Below are 20,783 nucleotides of genomic sequence, written 5' to 3' on the forward strand. Positions count from 1 at the left end.
GGCCCGCCATGACCACCACGACCACTCCCCCGCGCTCCCGGCCACACGAGGACCCGCCACGACCGACGGCGCTCACGCTGCTGCTCGACGCGGTGCGCGGCAACATGCGCCAGTACGGCATGCTGATCGCGCTCGCGTTCATCGTCGTGCTGTTCCAGATCTGGACCGACGGCACGCTGCTGCTGCCGAACAACGTCTCCAACCTGATCCAGCAGAACGGCTACATCCTCATCCTGGCCATGGGCATGATGATCGTCATCATCGCCGGCCACATCGACCTGTCCGTCGGCTCGGTCGTCGCGTTCGTCGGCGCCATGTCGGCGGTGATGATGGTCAGGCACGACATGCCGTGGGTGCTCGCGCTGGTGCTGTCGCTGCTGATCGGCGCGGTCGCGGGCGCCTGGCAGGGCTTCTTCATCGCGTACGTGGGCATCCCGTCGTTCATCGTGACGCTGGCCGGCATGCTGCTCTTCCGGGGGCTCACGCAGATCGTGCTGGAGGGGCAGTCCATCGCCCCGTTCCCCGACGGCTTCCAGAACATCGCCAAGGGGTTCATCCCCGAGGCGGGTCCCTACACGCAGTACCACAACCCCACGCTGCTGCTGGGTCTGCTCGCGGTGGTGTTCCTGCTGCTGCGCGAGTGGCGGGACCGGCGGCGGCAGCTCGCCCACGCGCTGGACGTGCCGCCGTTCGGCCTGTGGGCGCTGAAGTGCACCGCCATCACGGCCGCGGTGGTCGCGTTCACGCTGACGCTGGCCAGCTTCCACGGCGTCCCGGTGGTCATGCTCATCATGTGCGCCCTGCTGATCACCCTCGGCTATGTGATGCGCAACGCGGTGATCGGGCGCCATGTGTACGCGCTGGGCGGCAACAAGGCGGCGGCGAAGCTGTCGGGCGTCAAGGACAAGCGGGTCACCTTCCTCGTCTTCGTCAACATGGGCGTGCTGGCGGCGCTGGCGGGCTGCGTGTACGCGGCCCGGCTCAACGCGGGCACCCCGCAGGCGGGCCTGAACTTCGAACTGGAGGCGATCGCCGCGTCGTTCATCGGCGGCGCCTCAATGAGCGGCGGCGTCGGCACCGTGATGGGCGCCGTGATCGGCGGCCTGGTGCTGGGCGTGCTGAACAACGGCATGTCGCTGGTCGGCATCGGCACGGACTACCAGCAGGTCATCAAGGGACTGGTGCTCCTCGCCGCGGTCGGGTTCGACGTCTGGAACAAGCGCAGGGCCGGCAAGTAGTTCACCCCTTCGAGAACTTCGGGAGTTCGGATGGAAACGAGCAGACGGACGGTGCTCGCGGCCGCGGCGGCCGCGGGACTCACGGCGGCGGCCCCGGCCACCGCGCACGCCTCGACAGGCGGTGAACCGGTGCAGGAACCGTTCGGCACCCTCACCGACGGCACGAAGGTGCACCGCTGGACGCTGGAGAACGGCGGCACGCGGCTGAAGGTGCTGTCCTACGGCGGCATCGTGCAGTCCCTGGAGATCCCGGACCGCCACGGCCGGTACGCCAACGTGTCGCTGGGCTTCGGCGACCTCGACGCGTACGTCTCGTCGTCGCCGTTCTTCGGGGCGCTGATCGGCCGGTACGGCAACCGGATAGCGGGCGGCCGCTTCACCCTGGACGGCACCGAGCACCGGCTGTCCGTCAACGACGGGCCGAACAGCCTGCACGGCGGGGCCGAGGGCTTCGACAAGCGCGTGTGGGACGTACGGCCCTTCAGCGGCCGCACCGGCGTCGGGCTGGTGCTGCGGTACGTGAGCGCCGACGGCGAGATGGGCTACCCGGGCACGCTGAAGGTGACGGTCACGTACACCCTCACCCCGCGCGGGGACTGGCGCATCGACTACGCGGCCACCACCGACCGGGCCACGGTGGTGAACCTGACGAACCACACGTACTACAACCTGGCGGGCGAGGGCCGCGGTGACGTCCTCGGCCACGAGCTGCGGCTGGCCGCCTCCCGCTACACCCCGACCGACGCGACGCTGATCCCGACCGGTGAACTCGCCCGCGTGGCGGGCACCCCGTTCGACTTCCGCCGGGGCAGGGCGATCGGCGAGGACATCCGCGCGGCGCACCCGCAGCTGGTGCTCGCCAAGGGGTACGACCACAACTGGGTGCTGGACAAGGGCCTCACGGCCCGTCCGCAGCCCTTCGCGACGCTGCGGGACCCGGGCTCCGGGCGCACGATGACGATCGCGACGACGGAACCGGGTGTGCAGTTCTACTCGGGCAACTTCCTGGACGGCAGCCTCGCCGGGCCGTCCGGGCGCACCTACCGGCAGGGCGACGGACTGTGCCTGGAGACGCAGCACTTCCCCGACTCCCCCAACCGGCCGGCCTTCCCGTCGACGGTGCTGCGGCCCGGCGACACCTACCGCTCGACGACGGTGCACGGCTTCTCGGCGCGCTGAGCCGGCGCCTCAGCCGGGTGCGACCGTGCGGAGCAGCAGCAGGGCGATGTCGTCGTGGCGGGGCGCCGACTCCCGGGCGTGGCCGATGAGCGCGTCGGCCAGGTCGTCCAGGCTCGCGTCCCCGTTCCAGGCGAGTTGGCCGGCCAGCTCGGCGGTCGCGTCGTCGATGTCGACGCCCGGTGCCTCGACCAGGCCGTCGGTGAAGAGGGCCAGCACGGTGCCGGTGGGCAGGGTGACCCCGGCCGTCGGGTAGTCGGCGGCCGGGTCGATCCCGAGGAGCAGGCCGGGGGGCAGGTCGAGCGCCTCGGTGTGCCCGTCCGGGTGGCGCACCAGCGGAGGCGGGTGGCCCGCGGTGGCGAGGAGGGCGCGGTGGTGCCTCAGGTCGATGTGCGCGTAGAGGCAGCTGGTGAACAGCCCCGGGTCGAGGTCGGTGAGCAGGCGGTTGGTTCGGGCGAGGACCTCACCGGGCGGCGCGCCGGCGCTCGCGTGGACGGCCGCCCGCACCTGGCCCATGAGGGCGGCCGCCTCGACGTTGTGGCCCTGGACGTCCCCGATGGTCGCGGCGGCGGTGGTGCCGCTGAGCCGGATGAGGTCGTAGAAGTCGCCGCCGACGCCCGTGCCGTGGCCGGCCGGCAGGTAGCGGGCGGCGACCTCCAGGCCGGGGATGTGCGGAAGGGTGTGCGGGAGGAGGCCGGCCTGGAGGCGACGGGCGAGTTCGTGCTTGCTGTCGTAGAGCCTCGCCCGGTCGAGTGCCTGGGCGAGGAGGCCCGCCAGCGAGCTGAGGATGGCCCGCTCGCCGGGGTGGAAGTTCCGCGGCCGGTCGTAGCCGAGGACCAGCGAGCCGACCGGGCGGCCGGAGGCGATCAGCGGCAGGAACGCCCAGGCGGCGCCCGCGCTGCCCAGGACGACGGCGGACGGGAACTCCCGTTCGAGTTCCGCCCGGCTGCCGAAGAACAGCGGCGTCCCGGTGACCAGGACGCGGGCCGCGGGGGTGTCGGACGCCAGCGGCGCGGAGTCGAACCGGCCGACGGCGTCGGCGTAGCCGCGGTGGCCGACGACCCGCAGCCGGCCGTCCTCGGCGGTGAGTACGGCGAGGGCGTGGACGCCGAGGGCGGGGGTGATCTGGTCGGCGGCCTGGTCGACCACGTCCTGCACGCCGGCGGCCTCGGTGAGCGTGGCGGCCAGGTGCATCAGGTGGTAGAGGCTGGTCGCGCGGCTCGGCAGGGCCGACTGCGCGGTGTGCTCCGGCTCCTCGTGCTGCCCCGCGGTCCCCGGGCCGGGGGTCTCGCCCCCGGGGCCGGCCGCCGCGGTGATGCGGACGCTGATGCCGGTGGCGTCCGGGTGCAGCTCGAAGCGGAGCCAGTGGCCGGGCGGGCGCAGTGTGGTGAACGACGTGGTCCGGCGGCTGATGACCGCGGCGCGGTACCGGTCCTCGACGGCGGGGTTGTCCATCCACGGCAGGACCTCCCACGGCAGGGCGCCGGTCAGCTCCTCGGCGTCCACCCCGAGGAGGTCGGCCGCCTCCTCGGTGAGGAAGGTGACGCGGCCGTTCAGGTCCAGGGCGCAGCTCCCCCCGGGCAGGCGGTGGACGAACTCCACCGCCGCCGTGGCCTCGATGGGCCCGGGGGTGCGCCGGGTGGGGCGGACGATGCGGGGCTGGCGCCCCGGCACCACGGGCCGCCCCTCGGCTTCGGCCCGGGCCAGGACCAGCGCCATCCGGTCGCAGCCGTCGTGGACGGCGTCCTCCTCGGACGCGGCCAGCCGCGGCGCGTGACCCCCGGGCCACAGCAGCACCAGGCCGCCCCAGGTGGTGCCGCCGGCGGCGAGGGGGGCGGCGGCCAGCGAGAACGGGTACGGCAGGACGAGCCCCGGCCGGGGGTAGCGGCGGGCCATCTCCTCCCGGTCCCCGATCCACACCAGGCGCCCCTCGGCCACGGCGTCCGCCACGGGCACGGGGTCGTGCGGCGCGACCCGCATCCAGGGGGCGGCGAACTCCAGGGACACACCGCTGAGCACCGCCAGCCGCAGGGCGCCCTCCCCGGGGGGCCGCAGGTAGACCATGCCGATGGCCGCGCCCGTCCGCCGCAAGACGTCGGACAGGGCGGAGCCCAGCGACCGCAGGCCCGCGCCCGCCTCCTCGGGGTTCTTCACGCTTCAAGCGTGCCCCGCCGTGCCACGACGCGCAGGTCGGCACGGGGCATCTTGGGGCTCAGTCGTCGGCCGGGCCCTCGCGCAGCCAGGCGAGCTGCTCCTCCGCGGCCCGCAGGCGGGGGTGGCCGGGGCCGTACACGCGGTGGTAGTCGCGGACGCACCGCTCGAACAGCTCGGCCGCCTCGGCGTGGCGGCCCACGTCGATCAGGACGTTGGCGAGGTTGTCCCGGGTGGCGACGGTCGTCGGGTGGTCGTCGCCGTTCAGGACCACGCGGCCGTCCAGGACGGCCCGCAGGAGGGGCACGGCCTCCTGGTAGCGCCCCATGCCGTGCAGGACGGCGGCGAGGTTGTTGCGCGCGCTGAAGGTCGTCTCGTGGTGCGGCCCGACCGTCGCGTCGAGCGACCGCACCACCGCCTGGAGCTGCTGCTCCGCCTCGGCGTACCGGTCCAGCCGGCACAGGACGGCGCCGAGGTTGCTCCGGGCCGCGGTCGTGCGTTCGTGGTCGCGCCCGTACCGGTCCTCCAGCCGGGGCACGAGCGCGCGCAGGGCGCGCTCCGCCTCCTCGTGCCGGCCGCACAGGATCAGCGCGCCGGCGTGGGCGTTGGCGGAGGTCAGGACGTCGGGGTGGTCGGGGCCGAGCAGCCGGACGCGGCGTTCCAGGACGTCCCGCAGCAGCGGCTCGGCCTCGGCGGCGCGGTCCAGGTCGTCCAGGACCGCGGCGAGTGCGGCCGCGCAGGCCAGCGTGTCGGGGTGGTCGCGGCCGAGCGTCTCGGCCCGGGCGCGGAAGGTGTCGCGCCACGCCGCCTCGGCCAGGCGCAGGTCACCGGTCGCGTGGAGGGCGGCGGCCAGTTCGGCGGAGGTCCTCAGGGTCTCCTCGTGGCGGTCGCCGAGCACGGTCCACTGGGTGCGTGCCACCGCCTGGTAGAGCTCGACGGCGTCCTCGCCCCGCCCCGGGGTCGAGGCGAGGACCCGGGCGAGCGCGCGCATGGCGGTGAGCGCCTCCGGGTGTTCGGGGCCCAGCCGGTCGATGGCGGACCGGGCCCGCATCGCGGCTGCCTGCTCGCGGGAGATGCCGACACGGAAGATCTCGTGCTCCCCGTCCTCCGTGACCTCGGAGAAGGTGATGTGTCCCCCGCTGTCTTGGCCGCCGTCCCGGCCCCGGCCCCCGTCGCCGCCCTGACCGCCGCCCTCCCCGCTCCCCGGCTCGTGCCGGGGCCGTGGCGGCCGCGCGCCGGCCTCCTGGCCGTCCCGCGCGGCTCCCCGCCGCCACCATCGGGTCATCGTGACCGCCTCCTCGTCGCTGCCGGTGTCGTCAGGCGCCCGCGTGCACGTGCGCGGCCCACAAGCTGGGGCCGGCCGCGAAGGCGGCGCGGCAGCGCAGGACCGCCTCGTGCAGGGCGACGGCCGCCCTGGTGTCGTCGAGTTCCGGGCCGCCGGCCCCGCCGGTGCGCAGTCCCTGGTAGAGGAGGCGCGTGACGCGGACGGCCACCGCGTCGTGCACCGGCCAGAGCGTTCCGACGGCGCTCGGGTACCCCGCGAGCTGGAACGCCGAGGTGATGTGGATCGCCTCGTCGGCCAGTTCGCCGCCGCCCCGCGCGGTCTCGCAGGCGGAGAGCACCGCGAGGCGCGCGGCCGGCAGGTCCAGCCGGGAGATCGCCCGGACGGTCAGCGGACGGTCCGGGTGGTCGTACACCAGGAGCCGCCCGTTCGAGGGGTCGTCGGGCTCGCTGACCCCGTGGCAGGCGAAGTGGACGCAGGGGTGGCGGGGCAGGGCGTCCATCACCTGCTCGAAGGTGGCCTCCTCCCCGTACAGCACGTCGGTCGGGACCAGGCCGCGCAAAACCTCCGCCTCGCGCCGCGCGCCACCGAGCGGCCGGGCTCCGGGGGTTCGCGGGAGGGCCACGGCGAGCAGCCGGCCGCGCGGGCGCGGGGCGGCGGCGCGGACCCGGGCGTACCGGAGGGCGGCGACGGTCGGGGTGTACGAGGAGACCACCCGGTCCAGCACGGTCCGCGCCCCGGGCACCGCCGGGCCGGGGGCGGCTCCGCCGTCCGGCACCGCGCCGGTCGTCCGGCCGTGGTACCCGGCCGCGTGCAGCGGCAGGGAGGCGAGCGCGCCCCCCGGTGACCACCACAGCCGGGGCCACTCGCCGCCCGGCTGGGGGCCGTGCAGGCCGAGCCGGTCGAGCACGGGCCCGGTGACGTGGTCCCAGGTCCAGCGCAGCACCTCGTGGACCGCCTGCTGGGCCGCCCGGTCACGGGCGGGGTCAGCCGCGTCGGCCAGCGCGCCTGCCAGGCGGTCCGCCTGCTCGCCGACGGCCTCCGGGGTGGCGCCGGGCAGCGGGACGAGGAGGACCCCGTCCTCCCGCAGGACCAGGGCGTCACTGCGGTACTCGCTGCAGTAGGCGAGCACCACCGGGCCCCGGTCGGCGCACGCCGCCAGGTCTTCGGGGGCCGGTGGGGCGAGGAAGCCGGAGAAACCGGGCCGGGAGCGGATCCGGGCGACCAGCTCCTCCAGTTCGGCCGCGAGGGCGTGCCGCCGGTCGGTGGTGTCGGGGGGCAGCAGGCCCTGGGCGGTGTCCGCGGCGCCGATGGCCTCCAGGGCGTCGAGCCGTTCCCTCAGCCGGGCGAAGCGTTCGGCGAGGGCGGGGTGGGCGCCGCGCAGGCGTACCAGGCCGTCGCGGGTGGCCATGGTCCGGCCCAGCAGGACGCCCCGGCCCTGTTCCAGCAGGAGCACCGCGTGTTCCGGCCGCCCCGCGTTGACCGCGCACGCGGCGGCCTCGGCGGCCAGACCGCGCACCCGGGACAGGCCGCGCTCCTGGTCGCTGCGGAGCAGCCGGCCGGACGCGGCGAAGGGCAGTAGCCGCACGGCGAGTTCGTAGGCCGGCAGCGCCTCGGCCCACCGGTGGCCGTCGGCGGCGGCCGCGCCCCACTCCCAGGCCGCCGACACCCGTTCGTACGCCGGCAGGGCCGTGGTTCCCGCGGCCTGCCGGTAGGCGTCCTCGGCGGCGCGGAGCACTCCGGGGTCGCCGTCCCTGTGGAACATGGCGCGCAGCGCGTCGCCGTACATCCGCAGGTACGTGCCGTGAGCCGAGGTGCGCTCGGTGACCGCCCACACCGCGCGGCCCAGTTCGCTGAGGGCCTGTTCCAGCTGACCGGGTACGCCGGTGGCGTGGTACTTCGTCAGCCGGGCCGAGCCCAGGTTGGCGAGGACCAGCGCGAGCGCCGGGTCGCCGTACGGGGCGTGCCGGGCGGCCTCCTCCAGCAGCTCGACGGCTTCGTCGAGGTCGGCCGTGTCCACGCCGGTCGCGCAGCGCGCCCGCAGGGCGTTGGCCAGATGGTTCAGCCGGTGGGCGCCGGGCGGGCCGGTCGCGGGCGACAGGGCGAGGGCCTGCCGGGCGGCGTCGACCGCCTGGTCGGCGGCCGCGGCGTCCCCGGTGGCGTCGTACCAGCTCTGCAGCACCACTCCGAGGTTCCCGAGCCGTGCGGCCTGCGCGGCGGGGGCCGCCCGGGTGGCGTGCAGCGCTTCCCTGGCCAGGTGGGCGGCTTCCCGCAGCGAGGTCGGGTCGTCGGTCTGGAGGGCGCGCTGCCGCAGGGTTATGGCGAGGTTGGCGAGGGTCCCGGCGTACGGGTCGGTACCGGGTTCGTGCGCGGCCAGCGCGGCCCGCAGGGTGGCGACGGCCTCGTCGAGCACCGCCGCGTCTCCGGTCCACCGGGCCAGCGCGTGCAGGGTGTTGCCGAGGCTGTTCAGCCGCGAGGCGCGCTCGGGGGTGCCGGTGGGCGACAGGGTCAGAGCCTCACGCAACAGGGCCGCGGACTCCTCCAGCAGCGCCGCGTCGTCGGTGGTCTCGCCGGCCAGGCGCAGGGCGACGCCGAGGCCGGCGAGCAGTTCGGCACGGTCCGGGTGCCCTTCGGGGCATGCGGCCAGGGCCGCCCGGTTGACCCCCAGCATCTCCGACCGGTGGGCCTCTTCGGGGGCGTGTTCGTACCACTCCCGCAGGCCCTGGGCCAGAGCGCGCAGGATGACCGGCCGGGCGTGGGCGTCCCCCGGCGGCGCGGCCCGGAGCGCGGCGCGCCACAGGTCGAGGGCCTCGCGGAGTGCGGCGGCGTCCCCCTCCAGCTGATACGCGCTGTGACGGGTCCGGCCGAGGTTGCTCAGGTAGGCCGCGCGGTCGCCCGATTCGGCCGGCAGTTCCCGGAGCGCGCGGCGCCCGGCTTCCGTGGCGCGCCGGAGGTCCGCCGCCGGGTCGGAGGTGCCCGGTCGGCCGGGCGTCCGGGTGGCCAGCCTGTGCCGCAGGTCGAGCACTTCGACGAGTCCGGCCAGTGATTGCGCCACCGTCTCGGCCTCCTGGGGCAGGCGGGCCGCCCACTCGAACAGCTCCACCGCCCGGTCGAGGTCGCCGGGCCGCCCGTGGACGGCGAACCGCTGCTGGTGGGCGAGGGCCAGGAGTCGTACGTCCTGGGCGCGCACCGGCTCCTGGGCCGTCCGCCACCCGCCCAGCTCCACCAGGGCGTCCAGGTCGTCCGGGTCCTGCAGCCACTGGTAGCGGCAGATGAGGGCGACCATGAAGTTGCCCGCCCGGACGGAGGTCTCCTCCGCCACGAGCCCGGGGGATGCGAGGTACTGCCGGTAGAGCTCGATCGCCTCGCCGAGGACCTGCCGGTCCCCCGTCCGGAGGTGGTGGGTCATCAGCCGGTCGGCCCGCGCTCCCGCGCCGGGTCCGTCCGCCGCTGGTACGTGGTTCGTGCGGGACACGCCCACCCCCCGGTGTCACGTGGTCGTGACCGCGGTCTTCCGGGTCCGCGCGGCCCTTGCTCACGATAGCGAACGACTCGCCGGACCGCGGCGGTTCGGCGGCCGTACAATCGCGTCGACCTACATCCGGCCGTCCGGCGCCCGGCGTCCCACGTCCGGCATCCGGCGTCCGGCATCCTGCATCCGAGGGGGAGCGGTGGAGATCGAGACCGGTGGACGCGGGGAGCGGGGAACCGGCCACGCCAGGCTGGGAGAGCTGTGCCGGCGGCTGACGGACACCTCCGGATCGCTGCGGCTCGGTGCACGGGGGCAGCGGCTCGTCGAATCCCTCACCTCCGGCCTGCGGGACGGCCGGGACCCCGAGGAACTCGACGACGTGTTCGACGAGTTGGAGGAGGAGTTGCTGGCGGCGGGGCACAGCGCCGGCCTGGGCTCCTTCCGCACGACACCGCCGACTCCGCCCGGTTTCCAGCCGCTTCCGGTCGCGGGGCCGGGCCACCCGCCGTTGCACGTGCTGGCCTGCCCGCTCGGTCGCTGCGGGCGGGTCGAGGCGCCCGACGCCGAGGCGCCGCACCCCGGCTGCCGGGTCTTCGACCGGCCGCTGCGACCGGTGCCCCTGCGGTGACCAGCGCCTTCCTCAGCGCGCTGGGCGGCCGGATCGCCGAGCGGTGGCTCACCCTGCTGGCCCTGCCCGGGCTGCTCTTCCTCGCCGCGCTCACCACGGCCGGGGTGCTGGGCCACGAGCACTGGTCCGACGTCGGGAGGCTGCGGGCCTGGCTCGACGCCCTGGCCTCCTCCCCCGCCTCGCGCAGCACCGGCACCGTCGTCCTGGTGGCGCTGGGGGTGCTGGCGGGTGCCGCGGTGACGGGCGCGGCCGCGCAGAGCCTCGGCGCGGGCGTGGAGTTGTTGTGGTGCGCGGAGCCGCGCGGACCGCTGCTGCGGCGCCTCGCCGACCGCCGGCTGCGGCGCTGGCGCGCCGCCGACGCGGCCTTCCGCGACGCGCTGGTCACGGCCGGCCGGGCGCGCATCGAGGGGGCGGAGGAGGCCGACCGGCTCGTCGCCCTCGCGGAGCGCCGCCACGCCGAGCGGGGCCGCATCGCCTCGGCGCCGCCCCGTCACCCCTTCGGGACGGGTGACCGGCTGGCGGCGCCCGGGCAGCGGCTCTGGCGCGCCCACCGGCTGGACCTGAACGCGGCCTGGCCTCACCTGTGGCTCCTGGCCGCCGACGGCACGCGTGCCGAACTGCACGCCGCCCGTCTGCGGCTGAGCGCGGCGGCGCGGCTGTGCGCCTGGGGCGCGGGATACCTGGTGCTGGCGTTCTGGTGGTGGCCTGCGGGGGTGGCGGGCGGCGTCGCGATCGTCTCGGGGGTGCGGCGTGGACGGGCCGCGGCGGAGGCGTTCGGCGAGCTCACCGAGGCGCTGGCCGACCTGCACCTGCGCGACCTGGCGGCGGCGCTGGGCGTCGACTGCGCCGGGGGCGTCGACCGGGCGGTGGGCGAGCGCCTCTCCCGCGCCCTGCGCAAGGAGCCGGAAGCGGAGTAGGGCGGAGCGACCCGGGCGCCCTCGGGGCGCGGGTGCCCTCGGGGTGCCCTCGGGGAACGGGCGCAACCGGGCGCCGGGTACGTCCGGGGACGGGTGCCCCCTGCGCGGCGCCTTCGGGCGCGTGGCGCCGTACGACTCGGTGGGGGTCTCCGGTCGGCGCGGTGGGCCGGGTACGTCCGGGGACGGGTGCCCCCTGCGCGGCCCCTTCGGGCGCGTGGCGCCGTACGACTCGGTGGGGATCTCCGGTCGGCGCGGTGGGCCGGGTACGTCCGGGGACGGGTGTCCCCTGCGCGGCCCCTTCGAGCGCGTGGCGCCGTACGACTCGGTGGGGATCTCCGGTCGGCGCGGTGGGCCGGGAAGGGTGGCGCCCTTCCCGGCCGTACCGCGTGGGGGCGGGCCGTCGCCGCCCTCGCCGGTGCGGGGGACCCCCGTGGCTATCCCGCCCTGATCCGCATGAAGGTGACGGAGTGGGCCGGGAAGGTGTACGTGAACTCCTTAGCGACCCCGCGCAGGGTTGACGCGCGGGGCCGGACCGGCTGGTCGTCGGCGGTGTTCACGGCGTCCGGCGCGCCCGTGAGGGTGGTGAGCCGGGCGGTGGGGGCGACCTTCGCGGTGCCGAGGTCGATGCGGGTGCGGGCGGGCGTGGCCTGCGCGTTGACGACCTTGACCACGAGGTCGCCCTTGTCCCGGGTGACCACCTGCCGGAACGGCTCGGCGGCCTTGTCGTCGGTGAACCGCCCCCACTCCCGTCCGTCGAGGTACAGGGTGACCTGGCGGCCGCGCACCCTGACGTGGATGTCGTAGGTGCGTCCCGTCTCGATGGTCGTACCGTTCTCCGTCAGCGTCTCCTTGCCGCCGTCCACCGCCTCCTCGACGGCGGAGCGGGTGTTGTTCCAGCCGCCCAGGTTCCACCAGTAGTGGTTGCCGGTGTCCCGGACGCCGAAGGCGATCAGGAAGCCCTCCCGGCCCGACTTCTTGGTGGCCTTCAGCCGCAGGTCGTAGTCGTGCCAGCCGGTGTCGCCCGCGGTGACCAGGGTGTCCTCGGCGGCCGTGTCGGCCTGGACGAACGCGCCGTCCCGCACCGCCCAGTCGCCGCGCCCCGCGGTCCGCGTCCAGCGCGTGTCACCGGCCGAGAAGTCGTCCTTCAGCAGGGCGGTGCCGTCCGCGGCGGTGACCTCCACGTCGTCGTACGCGGCGCTGGTCGCCCACGTGGACAGGCCGACGGCCCCGGTGATCGGTCCCGAGACGGCGGGCGTGGTGGTGGCACGGCTGGGTACGACGCGGTCGCCGGTGTTGTTCATGAACAGCTTCTGCACCTCGTAGCTGGTGGACCCCCAGGAGCGGTGGTTGTCGAACCAGATCATGTCGGGGCGCCACTGCGTGTGGTCCACGTCGGCGAGCAGCGGGGCGTAGGAGGCCAGTCGGACGACGTCGGCGTTGCGCTCCAGGCCGGTCATGAAGGCGGCCTCGGAGAGCGCGTTGTGGAACCGGTTGTCGCGCGAGGCGTACTCGCCGAGGAAGACCTTCGGGCCGTGGCGGTCGTAGGCGTCGTAGCGGTGGTTGTTCTCCAGGAACCACTGCGGGCTGTTGTAGTAGTGCTCGTCGACCATGGCCACGCCCGCCTGCCGGCTCAGCTGCCAGGCGCGGTCGAAGACGCTCCCGGAGTCGTCGGGGCCGGAGTTGCCGATCACCGTGATGTCCGGGTACCTGGCCGCGATGGCCTCGCGGAACGCGGTGAAGCGGGTGAAGAACGCGTCGGGCAGGTTCTCCTCGTTGCCCACGCCCAGGTGGGTCAGGCCGAAGGGCTTCGGGTGGCCCATGGCGGCCCGCTTGCGGCCCCATTCTGAGGTGACGGGGCCGTTGGCGAACTCGATCAGGTCGAGCGTGTCCTGGATGTGCCGCTCGAGCAGCGCCGGATCGTCGGTGACCTTGTTCTCGCCGCAGCCGGTGACCAGGGCTGGCACGACGGGGAGCGGCATCGCGCCGATGTCCTCGGCGAACTGGAAGTACTCGTAGTAGCCGAGTCCGTAGCTCTGGTGGTAGCCCCAGAAGTTGGCGTTGACGGCCCGCTGCTCGACCGGGCCGATGGTGTCCTTCCACTGGTAGGAGCGGCGGCGTTCCCAGTTCGGGGCCTCGTACGCCTGGTGGCTTCCGGTGTTGACCAGGCAGCCGCCGGGGAAGCGGAGGAAGCCGGGCTTCAGGGCGGCGATCTTCTCGGCGAGGTCCTCGCGGAGCCCGTTGGGCCGCCCCTTGTAGGTGTCGCGGGGGAAGAGCGAGACCATGTCGAGGCGCAGGGTGCCGCTGCCGGCGGCGGTGACGGCGAGGCGTCCACTCGTGGTGGTCAACCGGGAGGTGAGCGTGCCCGTGTACTTGGTCCAGCGGTCGCCGCGCACGGTGATTCCGAGCGGCGCGGAGACGGCCGTGCCGTCGGCGGTGCGCAGCTCGACGGTGAGAGGGGTGCCGGCCGCGGCGTCGGTGCGGGCCCAGACGGAGAAGTCGTGCCGGGCGCCTTCCCTCAGCGCCATGCCGGCCCCGTAGCCGCTGTTGACGATGCCGAAGCGGGCGGCCCCGCTTCCGGTGCCGGCGAGGGCGAGGCGGAGGTGATTGCGGTTGCGGGTGTTCAGGCGCTCGGCGTCGTCGACGACCTGGAGGGTGCCGGTGGCGCCGCCGGTCGCGGTCTGCTGCCAGGCGGTGAGCGGGGTGTAGGTCCGGTTGTCGGCGGGGCCGAACTCGAAGGAGCGGTTCTGGACGAGTTCCGCGTACAGGCCGCCGTCGGCGGCGTTGTTGATGTCCTCGAAGAAGACGCCGTACATGGTCGGGGCGATCGCCGGACCGGGCCGGCCGGGGGTGACGGTGATCGCGTGGTCGGCCGGGGGTGGTGCGTCGGCCCGGGTGGGCGCGGCCATGAGCGTGCCCACCATCAGGGCCGCCAGCGCGAGGACGAGCCTCGGCCGTATGGGTGCCATGTGTGTGCTCCAGGAATTCTTCAGTTGTTCGAGATATCGGACATTGACCAGCACTTCGAACAGGAAGATAGGGAGGGGCCGTTGGGGCGTCAACCCTCCTGACCGGCCGACGCCGATTACCCATCGGTAAGGCCACCGCACCGCCCGTGAGCCCCTGCCCGCGCCCGCTCGGCCCACCGGGAGGTGCCGACGCCTTGGCGTTCCCGCGCGACCGGCTCGACAATGAGGGGGATGACGGACAACCGGGCACACAGCGGTGAGATCGGGCCGACCGAGCGGCTCGCCATGAACCGCACGGGCAGCTTCGACTGGGACCTGGACGCGGGCACCATCGACATCGACGAGGCCGGCCTGCTGGTGTTCGGCCTGGCACCCGGCACCTTCGACTCCCGGCCCGCCTCCCTCGTCCACCGCCTGGAACCCGACGAGCGCGCCCGCCTGGACGCCGTGATCAAGGAGGCTCTGAGCAGCGGCAGGTCCTCCTACGCCGCGCGCTTCCAGGTCCCGCTCGACGACGGATCGGCGCAGTGGACACACGTCCAGGCCCGCATCCTCCGCGACCGCGACGGGCGGGCGCACCGGATCGTCGGCATCGTCCGGGACGCCACACCGGAGATCACCCACTCCGCCTTCGTCCTGGAGCTGGAGAAGCGCCGGCAGCGCCAGACGAACATGGTCGAGCGCACCACCCAGGCGCTGTCCCGCGCGGTGACCGTGGACGACGTCACGGCCGCGCTCACCGGCCCGGGAGGTCTCGCCCGGCTCGGCGCGGACGGCTTCGCGCTCGGCCTCGTCGAGAACGGGTCCCTGAACATCATCGCGCTCAGCGGCGAGTCCCTCGACGTCCTGGAACATTTGCGGATGCGACGCCTGGAGCCCGGTATGCCGCTGGCCGAGACCGTGCTCAGCGGCCGCCCGCTGTTCAGCAGCTCGTTCCAGGAACTGGTCGAGGACTATCCGGTGCTCGCCCCGTTCGCCGGGCGGCTGCGGTTCCGCGCCGCGGCCTACCTGCCGCTGGTCGCCCAGGCGCGGACCCTGGGCGGCATGGCCCTCTTCTACCGGGGGCGCACCGCGTTCAGCGCCGACGAGCGCAACCTCTCGCTGGGTCTCGCCGCCATCGTGGCCCAGTCGCTCCAGCGGGCCATCCTCTTCGACGAGGAGCGGGAGCTGGCCACCGGCCTCCAGGCCACCATGCTCCCCCGCCGCATCCCGTCGGTCGAGGGCGGCGAGATCGCCGTGCGGTACCACTCGGCGTGGAGCGGCCGGCAGGTCGGCGGCGACTGGTACGACGTGATCCCGCTGCCCCGTGGACGGGTGGGGATCGTGGTCGGCGACGTCCAGGGCCACGACACCCACGCCGCCGCCATCATGGGCCAGCTGCGCATCGCCTTGCGGGCGTACGCGGGCGAGGGCCACGCCCCGTCCACAGTGCTCGCCCGGGCGTCCCGCTTCCTCGCCGAACTCGACACCGAACGGTTCGCCACCTGCACGTACGCGCAGGTCGACCTGGACTCCGGCACGGTCCGGGCGGTCCGGGCGGGTCATCTGGGCCCCCTCATCCGGCACACCGACGGGCGGGTGGGCCGGCCGAAGCTGCCCGGGGGCCTGCCGCTGGGCGTGGCGTCCGTCTTCGGCGACGAGGAGTTCCCCGAGACCCGGCTGGACCTGGTGCCCGGCGAGACGCTGGTGCTGTGCACCGACGGGCTGGTCGAGCAGCCGGGCACGGACATCGGGGAGGGGATGGACGCCCTGGAGGCGGCGGTGAGCAGCGGGCCGCCCGGCGCGGAGGCGCTGGCCGACCACCTCTCGCAGCGGTTCTGGGAGCGGTGGGGCGCGGGGGACGACGTGGCGCTGCTGGTGCTGCGGCGCAGCCCGGACCCGGGCACGCCCCGCGCGCCGCGCATCCACCAGTACATCCACCAGGCGGACCCGCAGGGCCTGTCGGAGGCGCGGGCGGTGGTGCGGCGGGCGCTGCGGGACTGGGGCATGCGCGCCTACGCGGACGACGCGGAGCTGGTGACCGGGGAGCTGCTCGGCAATGTGCTGCTGCACACGGAGGGCGGCGCGGTCCTGACACTGGAGGTGCTGCCGGAACCGGTGCGACGGGTGCGCCTCACGGTGCAGGACCGTTCCAGCGCGTGGCCCCGGCGGCGTACACCCGGAGAGGCGGCCACCTCCGGACGGGGGCTGCTGCTGCTGGACGCCCTGGCACTGCGCTGGGGCGTGGAGCCGCGCGGCGAGGGCAAGGCGGTGTGGTGCGAGATCGGCCCGTCGTCACGGTCGGGCGGGACGAGGAGGTCCTGGTGATGGATCCCGTCGAGGCACTGGACCGGATCGCCTTCCTGCTGGAGCGGTCGCTGGCGCCGACGTACCGGGTGCGGGCGTTCCGTACCGCGTCGGCCGCGCTGTCGGCGCTCGGAGAGGGCGAGGCCGCCCGGCGGGCGGCGGCCGGGACCCTGGAGCAGGTGAGGGGCGTCGGCCCGAAGACCGCGCAGGTGGTGCGGGAGGCGCTGGCCGGGGAGGTACCGGAGTACCTGCGGAAGCTGGAGGGCGAGGCGGAGGCCGCGCCGCAGCGGGGCGCGGAGCTGCGGGCGGCGCTGCGCGGCGACTGCCACCTGCACTCCGACTGGTCGGACGGCGGCAGCCCGATCGACGTCATGGGGCGGGCGGCGGCGGCCCTGGGCCACGAGTGGGCGGTGCTGACCGACCACTCGCCCCGGCTGACGGTGGCCCGCGGCCTGTCGGCGGAGCGGCTGCGGGAGCAGCTGGACGTGGTGGCGGCGCTGAACGAGGAGTGGGCGCCGTTCCGGCTGCTCACGGGCATCGAGTGCGACATCCTGCTGGACGGGGCGCTGGACCAGGAGGACGAGTTGCTGGAGCGGCTGGACGTGGTGGTCGCCTCGGTCCACTCCAAGCTGCGGATGGACGCCCCGGCGATGACCCGGCGCATGGTCAGGGCCGTGAGCAACCCGCTGGTGGACGTGCTCGGGCACTGCACGGGCCGGCTGGTGGGCGGCAGGCGCCCGGAGTCGGAGTTCGACGCGGAGCGGGTCTTCGCGGCGTGCGCCGAGTCGGGCACGGCGGTGGAGATCAACAGCCGCCCGGAGCGGCTGGACCCGCCCCGGCGGCTGCTGCGGCAGGCCGTGGAGGCGGGGGTGTTCCTCGCGGTCGACACCGACGCGCACGCGCCCGGGCAGCTGGACTGGCAGGTGCTGGGCTGCGCGCGGGCCGAGGAGTGCGGTGTACCGGCCGACCGGGTGATCAACACCTGGCACGCCGAGGAGCTGCTCCACTGGACCCGTACGCGCGAGGCACCGGTGAGCCGCTGACCGCCACCGCGCCACGGCGGCCCCGGGCGCGTCCGGGCGGGGCGGCGGGCGGGCCGCCGGCCTGTGGCGCCCGGTGCCCGGCGGGGACCATCGGCGGCGTCGGGGCGAGGCGTTGCGTCCCCCGGCCGTACGGGGGCACCACCGCAGACGACCGCGTGGACCGGGCGCCCGGAAGCCGCCCTATCACGGGGGACGTACCGAAGATCCGGTGGTGCGGCCCGAAAGGCCCTGGCTCGACCTTGCGGTATCCACGCGATGCCCGGCAGGACACGCTGCCCGTGTCCTGCGTTGCCCGTTTCTGGCATGAGGCGCGGACAACGCCCCCCGTAATAGCGGTTTCGCGGACCGGCCGGCGCCCGGGAGGACGGGGGCCGATCAACTCGTCCAGGATGCAGCAATCCCCCGGTGATTTCTTCTGATGCTTCTTCGGTGAAAAAGCTCGGCCATCGCGGGGCGCTCCCACCGCGCCCGCCTGGCCGGATCCGTCACTCCGGGCGGCCGGTGGCCCCGTCCGTCATCCGGTGGCGTTCGGCGGACAGGGCCCACTGGTAGGCGAGGGCGGCGAGCGTGGGCGCGCCCCACCGGGCCCTCAGGACGCCGAGTTCCTTGGTCAGGGTGCGCAGCCCGATGTTCAGGCGCCGGGCGGTGATGCGCTGGTCGATCCCGGCCGCCGTGTCGATGAGGATCTCGCGCTGCCGGTGGGTCAGCCCGACGCCTCCGGCGGGCGCCGCTCGCCGGGGGTCGCCGTGCCAGATGTCGGCGCGGCGCCAGGCGTCCTCGAAGCCCTCGGCGATGAACGCCACGAGGGCCCGGTCCATCACGTGCCAGGCGGCGTGCGTGGGGCTGGAGTTGACCACGTGGTCCGGGATGAACGCCTGGCGCCGGTCCACCACGACACAGCTCTGGAAGGACCCGGCGAGCGTACGGAAGCGGGCGCCGCGCGCGGTCAGCCGGGTCACCCGGTCGCGGGTGGCCGGGTCGTCCCGCTCCCCGTCGCGGTACAGCGTCCGCACGCTCACGCCCCGGGCCAGGGCGCGCGCCTCGCGGGCGTCGGCGGCCTCCAGGGCGTCGGCGCCGCGCGGGCCGAGCGGCTGGGCGGTCAGCAGCTCCGTCTCCGCCCCGCCGACGGCCTCACCGATGCGGGCACCGACCTGCTCGGGCTCGGCGAGGAACTCACTGCCCGCGCCCGAGCGCCACTTGGCGCGCTCGAAGTGCAGGGCCAGCTCGTCGGCGACGTCCGGGACCGCCGCCATGCGGGCGGCCCCGGCGGCGAGTTCGCGCAGCCCCTCGTCGAGCCGGCGCCGGCCCGCCTCCTGCGGATCGAGGGCTATCGGCGCTCCGGGCCGGTCGGGGTCGACGGTGACCAGGCGCCAGGCGAGCAGCTCACGCAGCGCGGGGCCGTCCGCCGGGCCGAGGGGCTCGCCCCTGGTGATCCCGGCGTACAGCGCCTTCGCGGCCGCCGACAACCCGTCCCGGCCGCCGGTCGCGGTGCCCTCCCCGGTCCCTGCGGCGACGAGCGCGGAATCGTCCTCGTCCATGACCCTTGCCCCCGTTTACGCCTGCGTGTGTGCGCCGTGCGCATGTACGCACCACGCGAACGCTTGATCGCCGACGTACGACGGACCAGCGTACCGGTGTGGCCCTTCCGGCTTCGTCCCCGGAACGGCCCGAGGCACACCACGGCGGCCACGGCATCACCGGCGGCCGCCCCTTGGGGAAGAAAAGCGTCATGGACAAGCTTGCACTGCGTCTCCTGCTCAGCGAGCACCGGGCGTCGATCGCGCCGGAGAGCCACGGCCTGTCCCGCCCCACCCGGCAGGGCAGACGGGCACGCGGGCTCTCGCAGGCGCAGATCGACCAGATCCTGCACCGCGCCCCGGACACCTACGGGCGCCTGGAGTCCGGGCGTTACCCGAATCCTCCGGTCGACCTCCTCCACGACGTGGCACGGCTGTTCCGGATGAACGAGCAGGAGTGGATCGCGCTCTGGCGGTACGCCCTGGGCCAGGACCCGCCCCGCCCGCTCGACTTCCGTTCCGGGGCGGAACTGCCCGGCGTGTGGGGGGACATCCTCGGCGGCGTCTCCCATCCGGCGTACGTCAACGACCGCTCGTGGAACGTCCTCGCGCACAACGCCCCGTTCGAGGCGCTCTTCCCGCACCGCCGGGTTCCCGCCAACGCGATGCGGTGGATGACCGTCGAGCCGGACGCCCGCACCGTCCTGGCGGACTGGGAGACGGCCTGGGCGCCGGTGGTGCTGCCGCAGTTGCGGGTCGCGCTGGCCGCCGACCCGTCCGACAAGACCCTGTGCGCGATCGAGCAGGACGTGCTGGCCGACCCGGTGGCGGCCCCGCTCTACGAGTCGGCGAGCGCCTACAGCCACCTCGACGGCGACGAGCGGCCGTTGTGCCACCCCGCGCTCGGCCGCGGCTGGGTCACCATGACCGCCGCCCAGCCCCTGGCGGCCCCCGGGTCGCGGCTGATCATCCTGGTCTTCCGTCCCGGCGCCCGCCGCCGGCGCGGCCGCCCCGCGCCGCTGCGCGCCCCGGCGGCGGACTAGACGGCGGGCGGGCGCGGGTCACCCCGGCGCGGGTGGGTACCCGGAGCGCACGCTCCCGTCACGAGGAAGGACAGCGCCGTGCGCGATTCCGCCGAGTTCACGCGGTCCGAGAGCCGATTCACGGACCGGTTCACCGCCGGCGGCCGGGACGGCCGGCCGGTCGAGGCCGGCCGGTACCGGCTCGTCGTCAGCCGGGCGTGCCCGTGGGCGAGCCGTGCGCTGGTGGTGCGGCGGCTGCTGGGCCTGGAGGAAGCCCTGTCACTGGCCGTGGCCGACCCCGTGCAGGACGAGCGGAGCTGGCGCTTCACCCTCGACCCGGACGGCCGGGACCCTGTCCTCGGCATCCGCTTCCTGAGCGAGGCGTACCGGGCCAGGGACGCGGGGTACGACGGCGGCGTCAGCGTCCCCGCGATCGTCGACGTGCCGAGCGGCCAGGTGGTCACCAACGACTACCAGCGCATCACGCTGGACCTGTCCACCGAGTGGCGGGCCATGCACCGCGAGGGCGCGCCCGACCTCTACCCGGAGAAGCTCCGGGACGAGATCGACGAGCGGATGGAGGGCATCTACCAGGACGTCAACAACGGCGTGTACAAGGCGGGGTTCGCCAAGAGCCAGGAGGCGTACGACGCGGCCTACTCGCGGCTGTTCGCCCGGCTGGACCAGGTGTCCGAGCACCTCGCGGGGCAGCGCTACCTGGTGGGCGACACGATCACCGAGGCGGACGTCCGGCTGTTCACCACGCTGGTGCGGTTCGACGCCGTCTACCACGGCCACTTCAAGTGCAACCGCAACAAGCTCGGTGAGGACCCCGTCCTGTGGGCGTACGCCCGGGACCTGTTCCAGACGCCCGGCTTCGGCGACACGGTGGACTTCGACCACATCAAGCGGCATTACTACGTGGTGCACGAGGACATCAACCCGACGCGGATCGTGCCTCGTGGCCCGGACCTGCGCGGCTGGCGGGCCCCGCACCACCGGGAGGAGCTGGGCGGGCGCCCGTTCGGTGACGGGACGCCGCCGCCCCCTCCCCCGCCCCACGAGGTCGTCCAGCCGCTGTGACG

General features: G+C 74.8%; 13 protein-coding genes. 8 read left to right on the forward strand and 5 right to left on the reverse strand.

Features of this window, described 5'->3' with window-relative positions:
* Nucleotides 1-8 precede the first annotated feature (8 nt).
* Both mmsB and IE109_RS13760 read left to right on the forward strand, forming a co-directional pair.
* Entirely contained in the window at nucleotides 9-1,238 is a 1,230-nt protein-coding gene (gene mmsB, locus IE109_RS13755) for a multiple monosaccharide ABC transporter permease (protein ID WP_189551117.1), read from the forward strand.
* A gap of 30 nt (nucleotides 1,239-1,268) precedes the next feature.
* Nucleotides 1,269-2,417 (forward strand): aldose epimerase family protein, encoded by a 1,149-nt coding sequence (locus IE109_RS13760; protein ID WP_189551118.1) that lies wholly within the window; start codon nucleotides 1,269-1,271, stop codon nucleotides 2,415-2,417.
* 9 nt (nucleotides 2,418-2,426) lie between these two features.
* Here IE109_RS13760 and IE109_RS13765 read toward each other — a convergent pair whose 3' ends face one another.
* The 3 genes from IE109_RS13765 to IE109_RS13775 form a co-directional block, all read right to left on the reverse strand.
* Nucleotides 2,427-4,478: a SpoIIE family protein phosphatase gene (locus IE109_RS13765; protein ID WP_189551302.1), complete on the reverse strand. Its 2,052-nt coding sequence runs from the start codon at nucleotides 4,476-4,478 to the stop codon at nucleotides 2,427-2,429.
* Between the two features lie 148 nt (nucleotides 4,479-4,626).
* On the reverse strand, nucleotides 4,627-5,850 hold the full coding sequence (locus tag IE109_RS13770) for a tetratricopeptide repeat protein (protein ID WP_189551119.1): 1,224 nt from the start codon (nucleotides 5,848-5,850) through the stop codon (nucleotides 4,627-4,629).
* A gap of 31 nt (nucleotides 5,851-5,881) precedes the next feature.
* Nucleotides 5,882-9,322 carry a CHAT domain-containing protein gene (locus IE109_RS13775; RefSeq protein ID WP_229890993.1) on the reverse strand — a complete coding sequence of 1,147 codons (3,441 nt, stop codon included), beginning with the start codon at nucleotides 9,320-9,322 and terminating at the stop codon, nucleotides 5,882-5,884.
* Between the two features lie 196 nt (nucleotides 9,323-9,518).
* On the opposite strand from IE109_RS13775, the gene IE109_RS13780 reads away from it, so the two are divergent.
* Both IE109_RS13780 and IE109_RS13785 read left to right on the forward strand, forming a co-directional pair.
* Nucleotides 9,519-9,947 (forward strand): hypothetical protein, encoded by a 429-nt coding sequence (locus tag IE109_RS13780; protein ID WP_229890995.1) that lies wholly within the window; start codon nucleotides 9,519-9,521, stop codon nucleotides 9,945-9,947.
* Entirely contained in the window at nucleotides 9,944-10,864 is a 921-nt protein-coding gene (locus tag IE109_RS13785) for a hypothetical protein (protein ID WP_189551120.1), read from the forward strand. Before IE109_RS13780 ends, IE109_RS13785 begins: the two co-directional genes overlap by 4 nt.
* Before the next feature lie 434 nt (nucleotides 10,865-11,298).
* Here the strand turns inward: IE109_RS13785 and IE109_RS13790 are convergent, their stop codons facing one another.
* Nucleotides 11,299-13,830, reverse strand: a complete 2,532-nt coding sequence (locus tag IE109_RS13790; protein ID WP_189551121.1) for an alpha-L-arabinofuranosidase family protein — start codon at nucleotides 13,828-13,830, stop codon at nucleotides 11,299-11,301.
* Between the two features lie 231 nt (nucleotides 13,831-14,061).
* Here IE109_RS13790 and IE109_RS13795 point away from each other — a divergent pair, with 231 nt between their 5' ends.
* Complete coding sequence (locus IE109_RS13795) at nucleotides 14,062-16,137, forward strand: SpoIIE family protein phosphatase (protein ID WP_189551122.1); 2,076 nt, start codon at nucleotides 14,062-14,064, stop codon at nucleotides 16,135-16,137.
* Nucleotides 16,137-17,159: a PHP domain-containing protein gene (locus IE109_RS13800; RefSeq protein ID WP_189551305.1), complete on the forward strand. Its 1,023-nt coding sequence runs from the start codon at nucleotides 16,137-16,139 to the stop codon at nucleotides 17,157-17,159. The genes IE109_RS13795 and IE109_RS13800 overlap by 1 nt, the downstream gene beginning before the upstream one ends.
* Nucleotides 17,160-17,644: 485 nt before the next feature.
* On the opposite strand, the gene IE109_RS13805 is transcribed toward IE109_RS13800, so the two are convergent.
* Entirely contained in the window at nucleotides 17,645-18,697 is a 1,053-nt protein-coding gene (locus IE109_RS13805; protein WP_189551123.1) for a hypothetical protein, read from the reverse strand.
* Nucleotides 18,698-18,888: 191 nt separating this feature from the next.
* Between IE109_RS13805 and IE109_RS13810 the strand changes: the two genes are divergently transcribed.
* Together IE109_RS13810 and IE109_RS13815 are read left to right on the forward strand one after the other, a co-directional pair.
* A complete protein-coding gene (locus IE109_RS13810; protein ID WP_189551124.1) occupies nucleotides 18,889-19,719 on the forward strand; it encodes an MmyB family transcriptional regulator in 831 nt (276 codons plus the stop codon).
* 78 nt (nucleotides 19,720-19,797) lie between these two features.
* Nucleotides 19,798-20,781 (forward strand): glutathione S-transferase family protein, encoded by a 984-nt coding sequence (locus IE109_RS13815; protein ID WP_189551125.1) that lies wholly within the window; start codon nucleotides 19,798-19,800, stop codon nucleotides 20,779-20,781.
* Nucleotides 20,782-20,783 lie beyond the last annotated feature (2 nt).

The sequence above is a fragment of the Streptomyces lavendofoliae genome (assembly GCF_014649735.1).
Taxonomy (GTDB): domain Bacteria; phylum Actinomycetota; class Actinomycetes; order Streptomycetales; family Streptomycetaceae; genus Streptomyces; species Streptomyces lavendofoliae.

What these genes read in the sequence shown, in the direction of transcription:
- mmsB (WP_189551117.1), top strand. Translation starts at nt 9, where the DNA reads ATGACCACCACGACCACTCCCCCGCGCTCCCGGCCACACGAGGACCCG.
- IE109_RS13760 (WP_189551118.1), top strand. Translation starts at nt 1,269, where the DNA reads ATGGAAACGAGCAGACGGACGGTGCTCGCGGCCGCGGCGGCCGCGGGA.
- IE109_RS13765 (WP_189551302.1), bottom strand. Translation starts at nt 4,478, where the DNA reads ATGGTCTACCTGCGGCCCCCCGGGGAGGGCGCCCTGCGGCTGGCGGTG.
- IE109_RS13770 (WP_189551119.1), bottom strand. Translation starts at nt 5,850, where the DNA reads ATGACCCGATGGTGGCGGCGGGGAGCCGCGCGGGACGGCCAGGAGGCC.
- IE109_RS13790 (WP_189551121.1), bottom strand. Translation starts at nt 13,830, where the DNA reads ATGGCACCCATACGGCCGAGGCTCGTCCTCGCGCTGGCGGCCCTGATG.
- IE109_RS13795 (WP_189551122.1), top strand. Translation starts at nt 14,062, where the DNA reads ATGACGGACAACCGGGCACACAGCGGTGAGATCGGGCCGACCGAGCGG.
- IE109_RS13800 (WP_189551305.1), top strand. Translation starts at nt 16,137, where the DNA reads ATGGATCCCGTCGAGGCACTGGACCGGATCGCCTTCCTGCTGGAGCGG.
- IE109_RS13805 (WP_189551123.1), bottom strand. Translation starts at nt 18,697, where the DNA reads ATGGACGAGGACGATTCCGCGCTCGTCGCCGCAGGGACCGGGGAGGGC.
- IE109_RS13810 (WP_189551124.1), top strand. Translation starts at nt 18,889, where the DNA reads ATGGACAAGCTTGCACTGCGTCTCCTGCTCAGCGAGCACCGGGCGTCG.